We start from the raw sequence: 15122 nt of genomic DNA on the forward strand, positions 1-15122 counted from the left end.
TAGGAGATCACCGGCATGAGGACAAGATGTGAGCCTGCCAGACGCGTTCGGGGCGCAGTGGGAGCACCTCTTCGGATGGTTGCCGGTGGGGTTGGCCGGGGGGATCGGCCTGTACTTCGCCTTGCCCGGAGAGCCCGCAGTATGGGCGCTGGTTGTCTGCGCAGGCGGTGCCCTGAGTGGCACGGCCATTTTGCTTTTTCTGCCGCGCCAGGCGGCGCCATGGGTGTGGTTGCCGGTGCTGCTGCTGGGCGGGTTTGCGCTGGCCGGGGGACGGGCGCATTGGCTGGCCGCTCCGGTGTTGGAGTACCGCCTCCATGGTCCGGTCGAAGGGCGCATTGTAGCACTCGATCGCTCCGGGGCGGGTGCGCCGCGCGTGACGCTGGACCGGGTCTGGCTACGGGGCGTAGCCCCGGAAGAGACGCCCGTGCGGGTGCGGTTGTCTCTGCATGGTGGGCATCCGGAGTTTGAATTGCACCCCGGGCAGACCGTCATGGCGACGGCGTTCTTGGCGCCGCTGCCAGCGCCGGCGGAGCCAGGCGGTTTCGATTTTCGCCGCCATGCGTGGTTTCAGGAACTCGGTGCGGTCGGTTATTCCCGTGGCCCCCTGATGCTGCTGGAGCACCCTCGGCCCGGTGCAGGGCTTTGGGTGGCGCGGTTGCGTTCCGATCTTTCCACCGCCCTGCAAGAGCGGCTGCCAGGTGTGCAGGGGGCTTTTGCCGCCGCGATCCTTACGGGGGAACGTTCGGCGATTCCGGAAGCCATCCTGCAGGACCTGCGCGACAGCAACCTTGCCCACCTGCTGGCGATTTCAGGGCTGCATATGGGGTTGCTGACGGGGGTTGTCTTTACCATGCTACGCTACGGCCTGGCCCTGATCCCCCCCCTGGCCTTGCGGGTGCCGGGAAAGAAGCTTGCCGCAGTGGGGGCCTTTCTGGCGGGCGCCGGCTACCTTGCCCTGTCGGGGGGGAATGTCGCGACCGAACGGGCCTTTATCATGGTTTCCGTGGTTCTGGTTGCTGTTCTGGCGGATCGGCGGGCCCTGACGCTGAGAGCGGTGGCTCTGGCGGCGCTGATCGTGCTGGTTCTGTCGCCGGAAAGCCTTACCCAGGCGGGGTTTCAGATGTCTTTTGCCGCAACGACGGCCCTTGTGGCGGTCTTTTCCGCACTGCGGAACCGGCCCGGACGGTATCCGCGCTGGGTCCGGCCGGTTTGGGCGTTGCTGGTGTCCTCAGCCGTGGCAGGGGCGGCAACGGCTCCGTTCGGGGCCGGGCACTTCAATCAGGTCGCACATTACGGGTTGCTGGCAAACTTGCTTTCGGTACCCTTGATGGGCGGACTCATCATTCCTGCGGCGGTTCTTGCCACCTGTCTGGCACCCTTGGGTCTGGAGGCGCTGGGTCTCGTACCGATGGGGTGGGGAATCGCATGGATTCTGATGGTTTCCGAATGGGTTTCCGGGTTGAAGGGCGCGGTCTGGACCGTGCCCAGCCCCGGTCCCTGGGTTCTCCCGCTTATCAGCCTTGGGGGGATTTTCTGCATGCTCTGGCAGGGCTGGGGGCGCGTTGCCGGGATCGTTCCGATGCTTCTGGGTCTCTGGCTTTGGGGGCAGGTGGAACGGCCCGCCTTGCTGGTTTCCCAAAGCGGTGGCCTGGCCGGGGTGCTTGGGCCGGAGGGCCGCGCGCTGAGCAAACCGCGCGGCGACGGGTTCTCGGCGCGGGTCTGGCTGGAAAATGACGGCGATCCGGTCCCCCAACGGGCGGCGGCGGCCCGGCCCGGCTGGCAGGAGCAGGGCGGCGTGGCGTTCACGCGGCTTGGCAAGACGACCATCGCCCATCTCACCGGGCGCGGCTGGCAGGACCGGTTGGTTGCCGCCTGTGCGCTGGGATTGGTTATCACCAACCAGGAGATCCCGACCCCCCCATCCGGATGCCGGGTGATCGACCGGCACGGTCTTGCCCGCAGCGGGGCGTTGGCTTTTTACCTCAGGGAGGGGGACCTTCTGCGGCGAGAGGCCAAAACCGCTCGTCGCCTTTGGTCCGGTCAGTAGCTGCGGATCAGACCGACCAGCCGCCCCTGAATACGGATCTGGTCACTGCGCAAAATCCGGGTTTCGTAGGCGGGGTTCGCGGCTTCCAGCGCGATCATGTTGCCTTTTCGGCGAAATCGCTTCAGCGTTGCCTCATGCCCTTCGACGAGCGCGACGACGATTTCACCATTGTCGGCGGTTGTCTGTTCCCGGATCACGACGACATCGCCATCGTTGATACCTGCATCAATCATGGAGTCGCCCTTGACCTCCAGGGCATAGTGGCGCCCGCGGCCAGAGAGCATCGTCCCCGGCACGGCGACATGATGGGAGGTTTCAGAAATGGCCTCGATCGGGGTTCCGGCGGCAATCCGCCCCATGACCGGCAGTTCCAGCGCGTGCACGGCCTCGCCCGGGAACCCCGTGGGGGGTGACGTGACATCCCCATCGATCCCCTTTGGGTGGAAATCCTTTTCCATCGATTCGGGCAGGCGCACGATTTCTATGGCTCGCGCACGGTGGGCAAGGCGACGGATGAAACCGCGTTCCTCCAATGCCGTGATCAGCCGGTGGATCCCCGATTTGGAGCGCAGATCGAGCGCCTCTTTCATCTCGTCGAAAGACGGGGGCACACCGTCCGTCTTCATGCGGCTGTGGATGAATTGCAGCAGGTCGAGTTGCTTTCGGGTCAGCATGGGGTCCCCATCTTGAAAGTTCCCCCTTGTTCTACGCTTGTTCCTGTTTTGTGTCAACTATCGCAGGGGCAGGCAGGTTACTGCGGTTCCGATTCTGCGGGGCGGATCATCGGGCGGGCGTTCGATCAGCACATCCGCGCGCGAGAGAACCGTCAGAAGCGAGCTGTCCTGGCTGTCAAAGGGAATCACCCCTTGTGGGGTGCTCCGGGCGCGCATGTAATGAGTGCGCGATCCGTTGGCCGGAAGCGGCGCAGCAAGCGGGACGCTTTGGCGTGGGATTGGGCCAGGCAGCCCCTGCATCGCCCAAAGGGCCGGTTCCATGAACAGATGCGCACAGACCAGCGCCGAAACCGGGTTGCCAGGCAGGCCCAGCAGCAGCGCGCCCGCCAACCGCCCGGCCATGACCGGCTTGCCGGGGCGCATCGCCACCTTGTGGAAGGCCAACTCCAGCCCCAGCGCGCCCGCCACCTGACCGACGATGTCATGCTCCCCCACGGAGGCGCCGCCGATGGTCACGATCATGTCTGCCCCTTCCGCCTGCGTGAAAGCCGCCCTCAGCGCCGGGTCCGTATCGTGTGCGATCGGCAAAAGCCGGACCCGCGCCCCCGCGCGTTCGGCCAGTACCTTCAGCCCGTAGCCATTGGAGGCGATGATCTGGTCCGGGCCGGGTATTCCGCCGGGGGGGACCAATTCGTTTCCCGTGGCGATAACCGCGACCTCCGGGCGACGATGGACCGGCAACCGGGCGTGGTTCATGGCTGCAAGCAGGGCAACCTCTGCCGGGCCCAGGCGGCAGGGGGCGTGCAGGGTGTCGCCTTCCCGGAAATCCCCGCCGGCGGGGCGGATATTCGCGCTGTCCCCAAGGGCTGTGAGGGTCACGTGCTTGCCAGAGCGGGTGGTATTTTCCTGGATGACGACGCGCTGTGCCCCTTCGGGGACCGGTGCTCCGGTAAAGATGCGCACGGTCTCGCCCGGCGCAATGGGCTTGCCGTAGCCTGCCCCCGCGGCGGATTCCCCTACCACGCGCAAGACCGCGCCGGGGAGGGCATCCGCCCTGTGCACCGCGTAGCCATCCATGGCAGAGGCGGCAAAGGGCGGCTGTGTGCGAAGGGCCGCCATATCGCGGCCCAGAACCCGCCCGCCGGCCTCTTCGATCGGCACTTCTTCCACCGGCAGCAGGGGGGCAAGGGCAAAAAGCGTTTCCAGCGCGGCTTCGGCGGAAATCATCTGGCGTCGTAGCGACCGGATTTGCCGCCCTCCTTGCTCAACAGCCGGATACCTTCGATTCGCATACCTTTCTCGGCGGCTTTCAGCATGTCATACACCGTCAAGGCGGCGGTTGAGACTGCGGTCAGGGCCTCCATCTCGACGCCGGTCTGGCCAGAGGTCTTTACCGTCGCGGTGATCCGGATGCCGGGCAGGTCCGGGTCGGGGGCCAGATCCAGCGCCACCTTGCTGAGCGTCAGCGGATGGCACAGCGGGATCAGGTTGGCGGTCTGTTTCGCCCCCATGATGCCCGCAAGCCGGGCGACACCCAGAACGTCACCCTTCTGTGCCGTGCCGTCGATGACAAGTGCCAGCGTTTCCCGCGCCATGACCACGCAGCCTTCGGCGATGGCTTGCCGGGCGGAAGGCGCCTTGCCCGACACATCCACCATATGGGCTGCGCCCGAGGGGTCGAAATGGGTCAGCCGGGGCATGTCAGGCCGCCACCGGGTTGGCCAGCAGCGCCCGCGTGGCGGCCCGCACGTCGGGCTGGCGCATCAGGCTTTCCCCGATCAGGAAGTTGCGCACCCCGTGGGCGGCCATGTCGGCAAGGTCGTCAGGCGTGTTCAGGCCGCTTTCCGAAACCGCGACCTTGTCCTTGGGAAGGCGCGCCGCCAGTTGGCGCGAGGTTTCAAGGCGGGTTTCGAAAGTTTTCAGGTTACGGTTGTTGATGCCGATCAGCGAAGAGGTCAGCCCACATGCGCGTTCCAGTTCCTCTGCATCGTGCACTTCGATCAGTGCGTCCATACCCCAGAAGCGGGCTGCGTCCTCCAGATCTTTGGCCTGCATGTCGGACACGCTGGCCATGATGATGAGAATGCAATCCGCCCCCAGTGCGCGGGCTTCGGCGACCTGGTAAGGATCATACATGAAATCCTTGCGCAGACAGGGCAGGGAAACCGCCGCGCGCGCGCGCTCAAGATAATTCTTCGCGCCCTGGAAAGAGGGGGTGTCCGTCAGGACCGACAGGCAGGTCGCACCGCCGTCCTCATAGGCGCGGGCCAGTGCGGGCGGGTCGAAATCGGGACGGATGAGCCCCTTCGAGGGGCTGGCCTTCTTGACTTCGGCGATCAGCCCATAGCCCGTGGCCGAGGCCGTCCGCAGCGCGCCGGCAAAGCTGCGCACCGGCGGAGCTTCCCTGGCAGCGGCCTCGATCTCGGCCAGCGGTGTCGTGGCCTTGTCGGCGGCAATTTCCTCCAGCTTGTAGGCCTTGATGCGGTCGAGGATCGTGTTCATGCGGCCTCCGAGGTGATCTTGGCCAGCCCTTCGACCTTGGCGCGCGCGGCGCCGGAGTCGATGCTTTCACGGGCGTGCCCGACGCCTTCCTTCAAGGACCCCGCCTTGCCGGCCACCACAAGCGCGGCGGCCGCATTCAGCAAAACCGCGTCGCGGTAGGCGGAGGCTTCCCCGTCCAGCAATGCCGCGAAGGCGCGGGCGTTATGGGTGGGCGTGCCGCCGAGGATTCGCTCGAACGGGTGGGTGGGCAGACCGGCATCTTCGGGGTGAATCTCGTACTCTTTCACGGCGCCGTCTTTCAGTTCGGCGATCCAGCTGACACCGGCAATAGAGATTTCATCGGTTCCGTCGCCGCCATGCACCAGCCACGCGGCATCGGAGCCAAGCGCGGCCAGCGTTTCGGCCATCGGGCGGATCAGGTTGCGGCCGAAGGTGCCGGTCACCTGCCGGGTTACGCCGGCGGGGTTTGTCAGGGGGCCCAGAATGTTGAAGATCGTCCGGGTGCCCAGTTCCGTGCGGGCCGGCATGACATGGGCCATCGCCGGGTGGTGCATGGGCGCCATCATGAACCCGATTCCCACCTCGTGCAGCGCACGCTCCACCACTTCGGGGCCGACCATGACGTTGACGCCCATCTCCCCCATCGCATCCGCCGCGCCGGACCTGGAACTCAGGTTCCGGTTGCCGTGCTTGGCCACCGGTACGCCCGCGCCCGCGACGACAAAAGCCGTGGCGGTGGAAATGTTCAGCGTACCCTTGCCGTCCCCCCCGGTTCCAACGATGTCGATCGCGCCCTCGGGGGCTTTGACGGGGCGGCACTTGGATCGCATCACCGAGGCGGCCGCTGCGTATTCTCCGACCGTTTCGCCCCGGGTGCGCAGCGCCATCAGCAGCCCGCCGATCTGACTGGGGGTGGCTTCTCCCTCGAACAACGCATCGAACGCGGTTTCAGCTTCCTGTCGGGTCAGCGGGCGGTCGGCGGCGATGCCGATCAGGGGTTTCAGCGCGTCGCTCATGCGGGTTCCCTCACCATATTCAGGAAATTTTTCAAAAGCGCATGCCCATGCCGGGAGGCGATACTTTCAGGATGAAACTGCACGCCGTGGATCGGCAGGTCGCGATGGCGCAGGCCCATGACCAGCCCGTCCTCCAGCCAGGCGTTTACGAGCAGGCACCCCGGCAGGCTGTCACGGTCGACCACCAGCGAGTGGTAGCGTGTGGCCTCAAACGGGCCGGGGAGCCCCGCGAACACACCGGAGCCGTCATGGTGAATGCAGCCCATCTTGCCATGGACGATCTCGGGGGCGCGGACCACCTTTCCGCCAAACGCCTGCCCGATGGTCTGATGCCCGAGGCAGACCCCCAGCAGCGGGGTGCGGGTCTCGGCCGCGGCCAGCGTCAGGCCAAGGCAGATGCCCGCCTGATCCGGGGCGCACGGCCCGGGCGAAAGGAGAATGGCATCGGGGCGGAGCGCCATTGCCTGTTGCACGTCCAGTGCATCGTTGCGCACGACCTTCGTTTCGGTTCCCAACTCCCCCAGGTAATGCACGAGGTTGTAGGTGAAGCTGTCGTAATTGTCGATCAGTAGCAGCATCTTGTACGCCTTGCGGGTTTGGGGGTGAACCCAGTGCGGGGTCGGGTTATACATGGTCCGAGCCGGAGCCCGGGGTCAAGGAAAAGCCGCAGACGGCGCCGGCGATGCAGCGAAGCGCAGGAGGCAGGCGTGGTGAAGGGGTTGACCAGGGGGGTCTTGTGGGGGCTGTTCAGTGCGGCATTCGTATTTTTTTTGCTGTCGATTGCCTTTCCGCCGGTCGCACCGGCCCCGCAAGGACGGCTGAATCTGCCTGGCCAGGCCGAATTCGACCGCAGCCCCACCGATACCGTCCCGCCCCGGCCCGGCGCCGAAACTGCCCCCACATCGCCCCTGACGCAGCCTGCTTCTCCGCCGGAACCCGCCGCGCCGCCGACCGTGCCCGCCCCGCGGGAGACTGCGGCCGCACCGGAGGCGATGACGGAAGGGGTGAGGCCCCCGGACCTGCCGGAGGGGGCTGCGCAAACCTCGCCCGCGTTGAAGGTTCCGCCCCGTGCGCTGCCTGTGCAGGGTGGCGATGTCGCTGCGCTTATGCCCCCCGACCATGCGGCTGACACCTCGTTGGAGCCCCCCCCGCCCGCCGTGGTCAGCCGGGCGCTGGATCGTTTCGCGGCGCGCTTCGAAAGGCCCGGCGGTCCGCTGCTGTCCGTGATTGTGATCGACGTCGGAGAGGCGGGGCTTGACCGTACTTCCCTGAAAACCTTCCCTTTCCCGGTCAGCTTCGCGCTGGACCCGGGGCGGGAGGATGCGACCCAGGCGGTGACCGATTATCGCGGTGCGGGGTTTGAGATCCTGGCGCTTTGGCCGCAAACCTCCGGGAAGGGGGGGGCGGCGGGATTTCTGCCCGAAGCCGTCGCCCTGATAACACCGGCAGCGCAGCCTTTGTACGGGGATACGGCCCTCATGGATCGCCTCGATGAGGAGGGCCTCGGCCTGGTTCTCTATGAAGACGTACCGGCAGGACGAGTCCCTGCAGTGAGAGTTTCGCAGGTTCTGGATGCGAACCGGGAGCCGGCGCCCCTCATCCGGGTTTTTTTGCAGCAGGCCGCCGCCCGCGCCAAGGACACGGGGCAGGCGGTGGTGGTGGCACATGGCTACCCTGAAACGGTGACGGCATTGTATTCCTGGGCGCAAAGCCTGGAAGAAGATCTGACGCTCGCCCCGGTTTCGGCCCTGTTGCGTTAGCGGTTTCCCCGCCCGGCGAACATTCCCGCGTCTTCGGCGGCTTTGCGCAGGGCGCGGGACTTGTTCACCGTCTCCTGCCATTCGGCCTCCGGGTCGCTGTCGTAGACAACCCCGCCACCCGCCTGGATGTAGAGCTTTTCATCCTTTACCACCGCGGTGCGCAAGGCGATGCACATGTCCATGTCTCCCCCGGCGCTGAAATAGCCGCAGCCGCCGCCATAGATGCCGCGTTTCTCGGGCTCCAGCTCATCGATGATCTCCATGGCGCGAACCTTGGGCGCACCGCTGACTGTGCCTGCGGGCAGCCCCGCCAGAAGGGCGGAGAGGGCGTCATGCCCATCAGCGATTTCACCCACCACATTGGAGACGATGTGCATTACGTGGCTGTAGCGTTCGATGATGAATTGTTCGGTCGGGCGGACGGTGCCGATTTTCGCCACGCGGCCCACATCATTGCGGCCAAGATCCAGCAGCATCAGGTGCTCGGCGGTTTCCTTGGGGTCCGCGAGGAGCTCGGCCTCCAGCGCGCGGTCTTCCCCGGGGGTGACGCCACGGGGACGGGTGCCCGCGATCGGACGAATGGTGACCTCGCTTCCGCGCAGCCGCACGAGGATCTCCGGGCTTGCGCCGACCACCTGAAAGCCGCCGAAATTGAAGAAGAACAGGAACGGTGAGGGGTTGGTCCGCCGCAGGCTGCGATACAGGGTGAAGGGCGGCAGGGCGAAGTCCTGTGTCCAGCGCTGGGCGGGCACGACCTGAAAGATGTCCCCCGCGCGGATATAGTCTTTCGCCTTCTCCACCGCGGCCATGTAACCATCCTTGGTGAAGTTTGATACCGGCGTGCCGACCTGTGCGCTCTCCCCCATTTCGCGTGTGGCGGGGGCAGCGCGTTCGAGGTCGCGCAGCGCGTCCATCACGCGTTCGGCGGCCTGGGCATAGGCGGCGCGCGGGGTCAGCCCGGTGCCCGCCCAGGCGGGGGAAACAACCGTGACTTCGCCCTTTACCCCGTCCAGGACCGCCATGACCGAAGGCCGCAACAGCAGCGCATCGGGCAGGCCGAGCGGATCCGGGTTCACGTTCGGCAGGTGCTCGACCAGGCGGATCATGTCATAGCCCAAATAGCCGAACAGCCCCGCCGCGATGGGGGGAAGGTCATCGGGCATGTCGATGCGGCTTTCCGCGATCAGGGCGCGAAGGGTGTCCAACGGGGACCCGTCCAGCGGTTCGAACGCGGTGGGGTCGAAGCGGGCCTGCCGGTTGATACGGCTGGTCTCCCCCCGGCATTCCCAGATCAGGTCGGGCTTGAGCCCGACGACGGAATACCGTCCGCGCACCTCCCCACCGGTGACGGATTCCAGAATGAAGCTGTCCTTGCGGGCCTCGGCCAGCTTGAGCATCAGGCTCACGGGGGTGTCGAGATCCGCGGCCAGCCGGGCATAGACAAGCTGGGATTTCCCGGCCTCGAACCCTTTTGCGAACTTTTCGAAGGACGGGGTCAACTGGACCATGGCGACACCTTAGCGGAACTGGGCGTGAACGGCGTTTATGGCCTGCTGGTTCAGTTCCAGACCGGCGGCATCGACAAGCGCCTGCGCGTAATAGCCGTAGATATCCTGCGCAAGGCTTTGCACAAGTTGCGATTCGAGACTGCGGTGAACCAGGTCGGTGGCGGGGTCTTCGCTGTCGGGGGCCAAGATGGCTTCCAACTGCACCAGAGCGACACCGGCGTCGGTTTCGGCCACTGCGGCCTCGCCCGGCGCCAGCGCGAACAGCGCGTCGGACAGGGGGGCGGGCTGAACCGCGGCGCGGGTCAGGGCCTCCTGCCGCTCGACAGGGCCGAGAGTGTCAATCGCTTCACCGGCTTCCAGGCGGGCCTTCAGGGCCTCGGCCTGTTCGGTCAGACGTGCCTGCGTCTCGCGCGCCTCCCAGCCCGCGACGACCTCTGCGCGAACATCCTCCAGCGGGCGCGGGGTGGGGGGAATGACCGTGTCGAGGCGCAGGGCGAAAACGCCGCCATCCTCCAGCATCACGAGTTCGGGAAAGTCGTCGGGCTGAACGGCTTCGGCCGCCTCGCGAAAGGCCTCATAGGCGGCGATGTCCGCGTCCTGACCGGCGAAGTAATCCAGCTTGCCCAGTTCCATCCGGGTCTCGTCGGCCAGTTCCTCCAGGGTTGCGCCCGCAGCCAGGCGATCGTCGAGGTCCGTCATCTGTTCGGCGATGGCGCGGGCGGCGCGTTCGGTCGCGGCGCGCGCGCGCAGATCTTCGCGAACGTCCTCGAACGGGGTTTCCTGTGCTTCCAGAATGGCGTTCACCCGGAAGATCGCCGGGCCGAGATCGCTGTCATGGGGGCCGGTCACGCCCGTTTCCGGCAGGGCGGCCACCGGGGCGGGCAGGTCGTCGCTCCCGACGATGCCCATGTCGATGTCGGAGAGGTCAAGGCCACGCGCGGCGACCTCGTCCTCGAAGTCGCTTTCGCCGCTGTCGATGCGCGCCATGGCCTCCGCAGCGGCTTCGGGGCTTTCAAACACAAGCCGTTCGACGATTCGGCTTTCGGGGGTGTTGTATTCGTCGCGACGTTCTTCGTAGAGGGCGCGCAGGGTATCCTCGGGAATTTCGAGACTGTCGAGCATCATGTCCGGGGTCAGCCAGGCATAGGTCAGTTGCTTCGTGCGCGGTGTGGTGAAGGCGGGGGCGTTGGCCTCGTAATATTCCGTGATCGCGGACGCGTCGGGGGAGGGCAGGGGCATGTCGAGATCTTCGGAGGCAAGAGTGATCTGCGCGTAGCTGCGCCGTTCGCCGATGAAGGCCATCAGGGTATCGACCGGCGTTCTGGGCAGTTTGATCCCCCCGATCACCGCACCCTGGACAAAGCCGCGGGCCGCTTCGGTGCGGATGCTCGCCTCGAATTCGGCCTCGCTCAGCCCACTGCGCTCCAGCGTGAAGCGGTAGGAGTCGCGGCTGAACTGACCATCGGGGCCATGGAAGGCGGGAATTGCGAGAATCTCGTCCCGCAGGGCTGCATCGTCGATCGAGACCCCAAGCCGCGCGGCCTCTCCATCCAGCGCGGTGTCGATGATGACCCGTCCGCGCACCTGCTGGTCCAGCCCGCGCGCGATGGCCTCGCTCAGCGGAAGCGGTGTGCCGTTTGCCTGCTGTGCCCGCAATTCCTGTTGCAGAGCGCGGGCATAGGTATCGGTGGTGATTTCACGCTTGCCCACGGCGCCGATGCTTTGCACCGAGCCGCCGAAATTGCCCACCCCGAAGCCTGCAAGTCCGATGATCAGAAGCAGCAGGATGATCCAGACGATCGCGTTGCCGGTTTTTTTGCCGATGCCCTTGGCCATGATGGCGCCCTTGTTCCCGTTTCTGGGTGGTGTAAGGTCTTGCCGCGCGTCCCGCAAGCGGCGGCTTAGTCGGTGCCGCGATAAGGTTCCACGTATTGCAGGGCCAGATCCCATGGGAAAAAGATCCAGGTGTCCTGGCTGACCTCGGTGATGAAGGTGTCCACCTGGTTGCGGCCTTTGGGCTTGGCGTAAACCGTTGCCACATGTGCCTTCGGCAGGTGGGCGCGCACAACTTCCAGCGTGCGGCCCGTATCGACGAGGTCATCGACGATCAGAACGCCTTCGCCCTCACCCAGAAGCGACATGTCCGGCGATTTGATGATGCGCGGGGCGCTTTGGGTCTGATGGTTGTAGGACTTGACCGAGATCGTGTCGACGGTGCGGATATCCAGTTCCCGCGCCACGATCATCGCCGGGGCCATGCCGCCGCGGGTGATCGCCACGACCGCGCGCCAGGCGCCGTTGTCGGGGCCTTCGCCGTCCAGCCGCCAGGCCAGTGCGCGCGCGTCGCGGTGCAACTGGTCCCAGCTGACGTGAAAGCCTTTTTCATGGGGCAGACGGTCAGACATCATGGGTCCTTCTCGTTTCGGGGCGGGTCCGCAACAGAGCCCTGCACGCGGCCGCGGGGGCGTGTCCCTCAGACCTGCCTGGAAAAGCGGCGATGGGCCGGGCAGGGTCGAAGGAAGGGATTCGCCTGACGTTCACCCGTTACTTCCGCCCGGTGACCGCGTCGATGTCGGGCGCGTCCACGGCCTTCATGCCGACGACGTGGTAGCCTGCATCCACGTGGTGGGTTTCGCCGGTGACGGCGCTGCCGAGATCCGACAGAAGGTAAAGCGCGGATTTGCCGACCTCATCCTGGGTGACATTGCGGCGCAGGGGGGAGTTCAACTCGTTCCACTTCATGATGTAGCGGAAATCCCCGATGCCGCTGGCTGCCAGCGTCTTGATCGGCCCGGCCGAGATCGCGTTGACGCGGATGCCGTCCTTGCCGAGATCCTCGGCGAGGTAGCGCACGCTGGCTTCCAGCGCGGCCTTGGCGACGCCCATGACGTTGTAGTGGGGCATGACGCGCTCCGCTCCGTAATAGGTCAGGGTCAGACAGGAGCCGCCCCCGGTCATCATCCTGGCGGCCCGTTGCACGACGGCGGTGAAAGAGTAGACGGAGATGTCCATGGACATGAGGAAATTCGCGCGCGAGGTATCCACATAGCGCCCGCGCAGTTCGTTCTTGTCGGAAAACCCGATGGCGTGCACGATGAAGTCCAGCTTGTCCCAGCGGGCGGACAGATCAGCGAACAGAGCGTCGATCGAGTCCTCCTGCGCGACATCGCATTCCAGCACGATGTCGCTGCCCAGTTGTGCGGCGAGCGGCTGGACCCGTTTTTTCAGTTGCTCCCCCTGGTAGGAGAATGCCAGTTCGGCGCCCTGGTCCGCGCAATTCTTCGCAATACCCCAGGCGATCGACTTGTCATTGGCCAGCCCCATGACAAGGCCACGCTTGCCTTCCATCAGTTTCGTTGTCATTGGATGTCCTTCGACCACCTTTCCGAAAAGTCAGCGTGGTTTAGGCCAATCGCGCCTATCCATCAAGAGGCACAGCCCGAACAAACCGCCATCGCCGGAGGACAGGACATGAGTGACCGCACTGGAATTTTCGCAGGCGACGACCCCTTCGCCATTACCCGCCTTTGGTTGAAGGAGGCCGAAAAAACGGAGCCGAACGATCCCAATGCCATTGCGCTGGCCACGGTGGATCGGGACGGGCTGCCAAATGTCCGCATGGTTTTGCTGAAGGAGATTTCCGAAGAAGCGTTTACCTTTTACACCAATTACGGTAGTAGTAAGGTAGAAGAAATTACTTATGCGGGCAAAGCTGCGTTCGTGATGCACTGGAAATCTATCCGGCGGCAGATCCGTGTAAGGGGCGTAACCGAAAAGGCAGATGGCCCGGCGGCAGATGCCTATTTCGCGTCGCGTTCACTCAAAAGCCGCCTGGGCGCCTGGGCGTCGCGCCAGTCGCAGCCGCTTGCATCACGGGCTGCGCTGATTGCGGAAGTCGCCCGGGTCACTGCGGAGAAGGGTGTGGCACCTGCGCGCCCCCCTTTTTGGGGCGGCGTAAGGATCACGCCGCTGGAGATCGAGTTTTGGGCCGATGGCCCTTTCCGGCTGCACGACCGTTTCCGCTGGACGCGGAAATCCGCCGGGGAAGAGTGGGGCGTACAAAGGTTGAACCCGTGATCGGGAATGCTAGGTTTTTAGCGTCAGGAGTAAGACGTTTTCTGTGAGTGGTTACTGAAACCCTTTGAAACAGCGCATTTTCTGCGCGGATGTCACGGGGTGCTGGTGGGGAAGTGGTACAGGACGATCGGATACACAAAATAACGATGGCAGTTTCGGAAGATGGTAAAGAATGCCGCGATGTCTGAAGACGATAAAGAATGCCGCGATGTTTACGGCCGGGTGAAGTGGTTCGATCCCGGTAAGGGGTTCGGTTTCGTCGTGGCGGACGAGGGCGGGCAGGACATCTTGCTGCATGCGAACGTTCTGCGCAATTTCGGGCAAAGCTCGGTCGTGGAAGGCGCCGGCGTAAGGGTGCGGGTACAATCCACCCAGCGTGGGCAACAGGCAATCGAAATCCTGGAAATCACGCCGCCCGACGGCCTTGAGCAGGCACCGCTGAGGGATCTTGCCGAGACCACCGACTCCGATCTGGAGGCACTGCCTTTGCTGCCGGGGCGGGTGAAGTGGTTCGATAAGGCCAAGGGCTTTGGATTCGCCAATGTTTTTTCAGAACCGGGGGATGTCTTCATCCACGTGGAGGTGTTGCGCCGGTCCGGCCTGTCCGAGTTGCAGCCAGGCGAAGCCATCTGCCTGCGTATCGTGCAGGGCCCGCGCGGGCGCATGGCGGCAATGGTCCTGGCGTGGGAGGCGGCGGTACATGAGGCGCGGGCGTGAGGGGCCTGACCGTTGCCGCGCTGGCGTTGTCGGGGGCGCAAGCCCTTGCCGGCCCCTGTGCGATGGATCGTGTGGATCTGCGCGGGCCATGGGGCCAGGCAAGCTTTGCCATCGAAATTGCCGATGATCCTCAGGAACGGGCCGTCGGCCTGATGGGGCGGGACAGCCTTGCCGCGACGTCGGGCATGCTTTTCCTGTTTGAGCGGCCTCAGCGCGCGGTGTTCTGGATGAAGGAGACCCTGATCTCCCTCGACATTCTGTTCCTGTCCGTCCAGGGAGAGGTCGTCGCCTTGCATCGCGAGGCACATCCCAACGACCTGACACCGATAGACGGCGGCCCTGATATCGCGGCCGTCCTTGAAATTCGGGGCGGTCTGGCGCGACAATTGGGCGTCAGCGAGGGCACAGTGCTGCGTCATCCCGCCTTCGGGGCGGAGGCCCTCTGGCCCTGCCCGGTGCAATAACGCTTTTCTTCATGCGGCGTGCCCGCTAAGAGGGCGCTGACGGGGCGTAGCGCAGCCTGGTAGCGCGTCGGTTTTGGGTACCGAAGGTCGTGGGTTCGAATCCCGCCGCCCCGACCATTTCCGCAGGTGGCGGTGATCAGGCATTCGGGCTGTCGCGCCACAGGCGACCCTCTGGGCGGCGCGGGTCCTCGGCCCGGCTTGTCTCTGCCCGCAGGAAAACACCGCATCTGCACCCGTGGTGCGGGGGCCCCGTCTCCCGAAACCCGCAGGTTGACGGGCTTTTACGTGCCCCGCGCCCTTGTACGCGCGCAATCGCCCTAAATATACCTCACAGCACCGGAGATACTCTCGCAATGG

General features: G+C 65.2%; 15 protein-coding genes and 1 tRNA gene. 6 read left to right on the forward strand and 10 right to left on the reverse strand.

The window, feature by feature from the left end:
• Positions 1-28: 28 nt before the first annotated feature.
• Complete coding sequence (locus tag C8N32_RS10675; protein WP_107892980.1) at positions 29-2047, forward strand: ComEC/Rec2 family competence protein; 2019 nt, start codon at positions 29-31, stop codon at positions 2045-2047.
• On the opposite strand, the gene lexA is transcribed toward C8N32_RS10675, so the two are convergent.
• Genes lexA through C8N32_RS10705 form a run of 6 tightly spaced genes read right to left on the reverse strand, consistent with a single transcriptional unit; the run spans position 2041 to position 6817 of the window.
• The gene (gene lexA, locus C8N32_RS10680) at positions 2041-2721 is read right to left on the reverse strand and encodes a transcriptional repressor LexA (RefSeq protein ID WP_107892981.1); all 681 of its coding nucleotides are present in this window, start codon (positions 2719-2721) and stop codon (positions 2041-2043) included. The two genes, C8N32_RS10675 and lexA, sit on opposite strands and share 7 nt — an antisense overlap.
• 57 nt (positions 2722-2778) lie before the next feature.
• The gene (locus tag C8N32_RS10685) at positions 2779-3948 is read right to left on the reverse strand and encodes a molybdopterin molybdotransferase MoeA (RefSeq protein ID WP_107892982.1); all 1170 of its coding nucleotides are present in this window, start codon (positions 3946-3948) and stop codon (positions 2779-2781) included.
• A complete protein-coding gene (moaC, locus tag C8N32_RS10690; protein ID WP_107892983.1) occupies positions 3945-4421 on the reverse strand; it encodes a cyclic pyranopterin monophosphate synthase MoaC in 477 nt (158 codons plus the stop codon). The genes C8N32_RS10685 and moaC overlap by 4 nt, the downstream gene beginning before the upstream one ends.
• 1 nt (position 4422) lies before the next feature.
• Positions 4423-5223 (reverse strand): indole-3-glycerol phosphate synthase TrpC, encoded by an 801-nt coding sequence (gene trpC / locus C8N32_RS10695; protein WP_107892984.1) that lies wholly within the window; start codon positions 5221-5223, stop codon positions 4423-4425.
• A complete protein-coding gene (gene trpD, locus C8N32_RS10700; protein WP_107892985.1) occupies positions 5220-6239 on the reverse strand; it encodes an anthranilate phosphoribosyltransferase in 1020 nt (339 codons plus the stop codon). The genes trpC and trpD overlap by 4 nt, the downstream gene beginning before the upstream one ends.
• Complete coding sequence (locus tag C8N32_RS10705; protein ID WP_107892986.1) at positions 6236-6817, reverse strand: anthranilate synthase component II; 582 nt, start codon at positions 6815-6817, stop codon at positions 6236-6238. Before C8N32_RS10705 ends, trpD begins: the two co-directional genes overlap by 4 nt.
• A 129-nt stretch (positions 6818-6946) precedes the next feature.
• Here C8N32_RS10705 and C8N32_RS10710 point away from each other — a divergent pair, with 129 nt between their 5' ends.
• The gene (locus C8N32_RS10710) at positions 6947-7999 is read left to right on the forward strand and encodes a divergent polysaccharide deacetylase family protein (protein ID WP_146159706.1); all 1053 of its coding nucleotides are present in this window, start codon (positions 6947-6949) and stop codon (positions 7997-7999) included.
• On the opposite strand, the gene trpE is transcribed toward C8N32_RS10710, so the two are convergent.
• From trpE to fabI, 4 genes are all read right to left on the reverse strand, one after another.
• Complete coding sequence (gene trpE, locus C8N32_RS10715; RefSeq protein ID WP_107892988.1) at positions 7996-9507, reverse strand: anthranilate synthase component I; 1512 nt, start codon at positions 9505-9507, stop codon at positions 7996-7998. The two genes, C8N32_RS10710 and trpE, sit on opposite strands and share 4 nt — an antisense overlap.
• Before the next feature lie 9 nt (positions 9508-9516).
• Positions 9517-11343: a peptidylprolyl isomerase gene (locus tag C8N32_RS10720; protein ID WP_170106780.1), complete on the reverse strand. Its 1827-nt coding sequence runs from the start codon at positions 11341-11343 to the stop codon at positions 9517-9519.
• A 65-nt stretch (positions 11344-11408) separates the two neighbouring features.
• Positions 11409-11912: a xanthine phosphoribosyltransferase gene (gene gpt / locus C8N32_RS10725; protein WP_107893014.1), complete on the reverse strand. Its 504-nt coding sequence runs from the start codon at positions 11910-11912 to the stop codon at positions 11409-11411.
• Positions 11913-12051: 139 nt separating this feature from the next.
• Positions 12052-12870 carry an enoyl-ACP reductase FabI gene (fabI, locus tag C8N32_RS10730; protein WP_107892990.1) on the reverse strand — a complete coding sequence of 273 codons (819 nt, stop codon included), beginning with the start codon at positions 12868-12870 and terminating at the stop codon, positions 12052-12054.
• 108 nt (positions 12871-12978) lie between these two features.
• On the opposite strand from fabI, the gene pdxH reads away from it, so the two are divergent.
• The 4 genes from pdxH to C8N32_RS10750 all read left to right on the forward strand — a co-directional run bounded on the left by pdxH (position 12979) and on the right by C8N32_RS10750 (position 14882).
• The gene (gene pdxH, locus C8N32_RS10735) at positions 12979-13584 is read left to right on the forward strand and encodes a pyridoxamine 5'-phosphate oxidase (protein ID WP_107892991.1); all 606 of its coding nucleotides are present in this window, start codon (positions 12979-12981) and stop codon (positions 13582-13584) included.
• 180 nt (positions 13585-13764) lie between these two features.
• A complete protein-coding gene (locus tag C8N32_RS10740) occupies positions 13765-14301 on the forward strand; it encodes a cold-shock protein (RefSeq protein WP_107892992.1) in 537 nt (178 codons plus the stop codon).
• A complete protein-coding gene (locus C8N32_RS10745) occupies positions 14298-14765 on the forward strand; it encodes a DUF192 domain-containing protein (RefSeq protein WP_244905915.1) in 468 nt (155 codons plus the stop codon). The genes C8N32_RS10740 and C8N32_RS10745 overlap by 4 nt, the downstream gene beginning before the upstream one ends.
• Before the next feature lie 40 nt (positions 14766-14805).
• A tRNA-Pro gene (locus C8N32_RS10750) sits at positions 14806-14882 on the forward strand.
• The last annotated feature ends 240 nt before the right edge of the window (positions 14883-15122 follow it).

Source organism: Rhodovulum imhoffii (genome assembly GCF_003046545.1).
Lineage (GTDB): Bacteria > Pseudomonadota > Alphaproteobacteria > Rhodobacterales > Rhodobacteraceae > Rhodovulum > Rhodovulum imhoffii.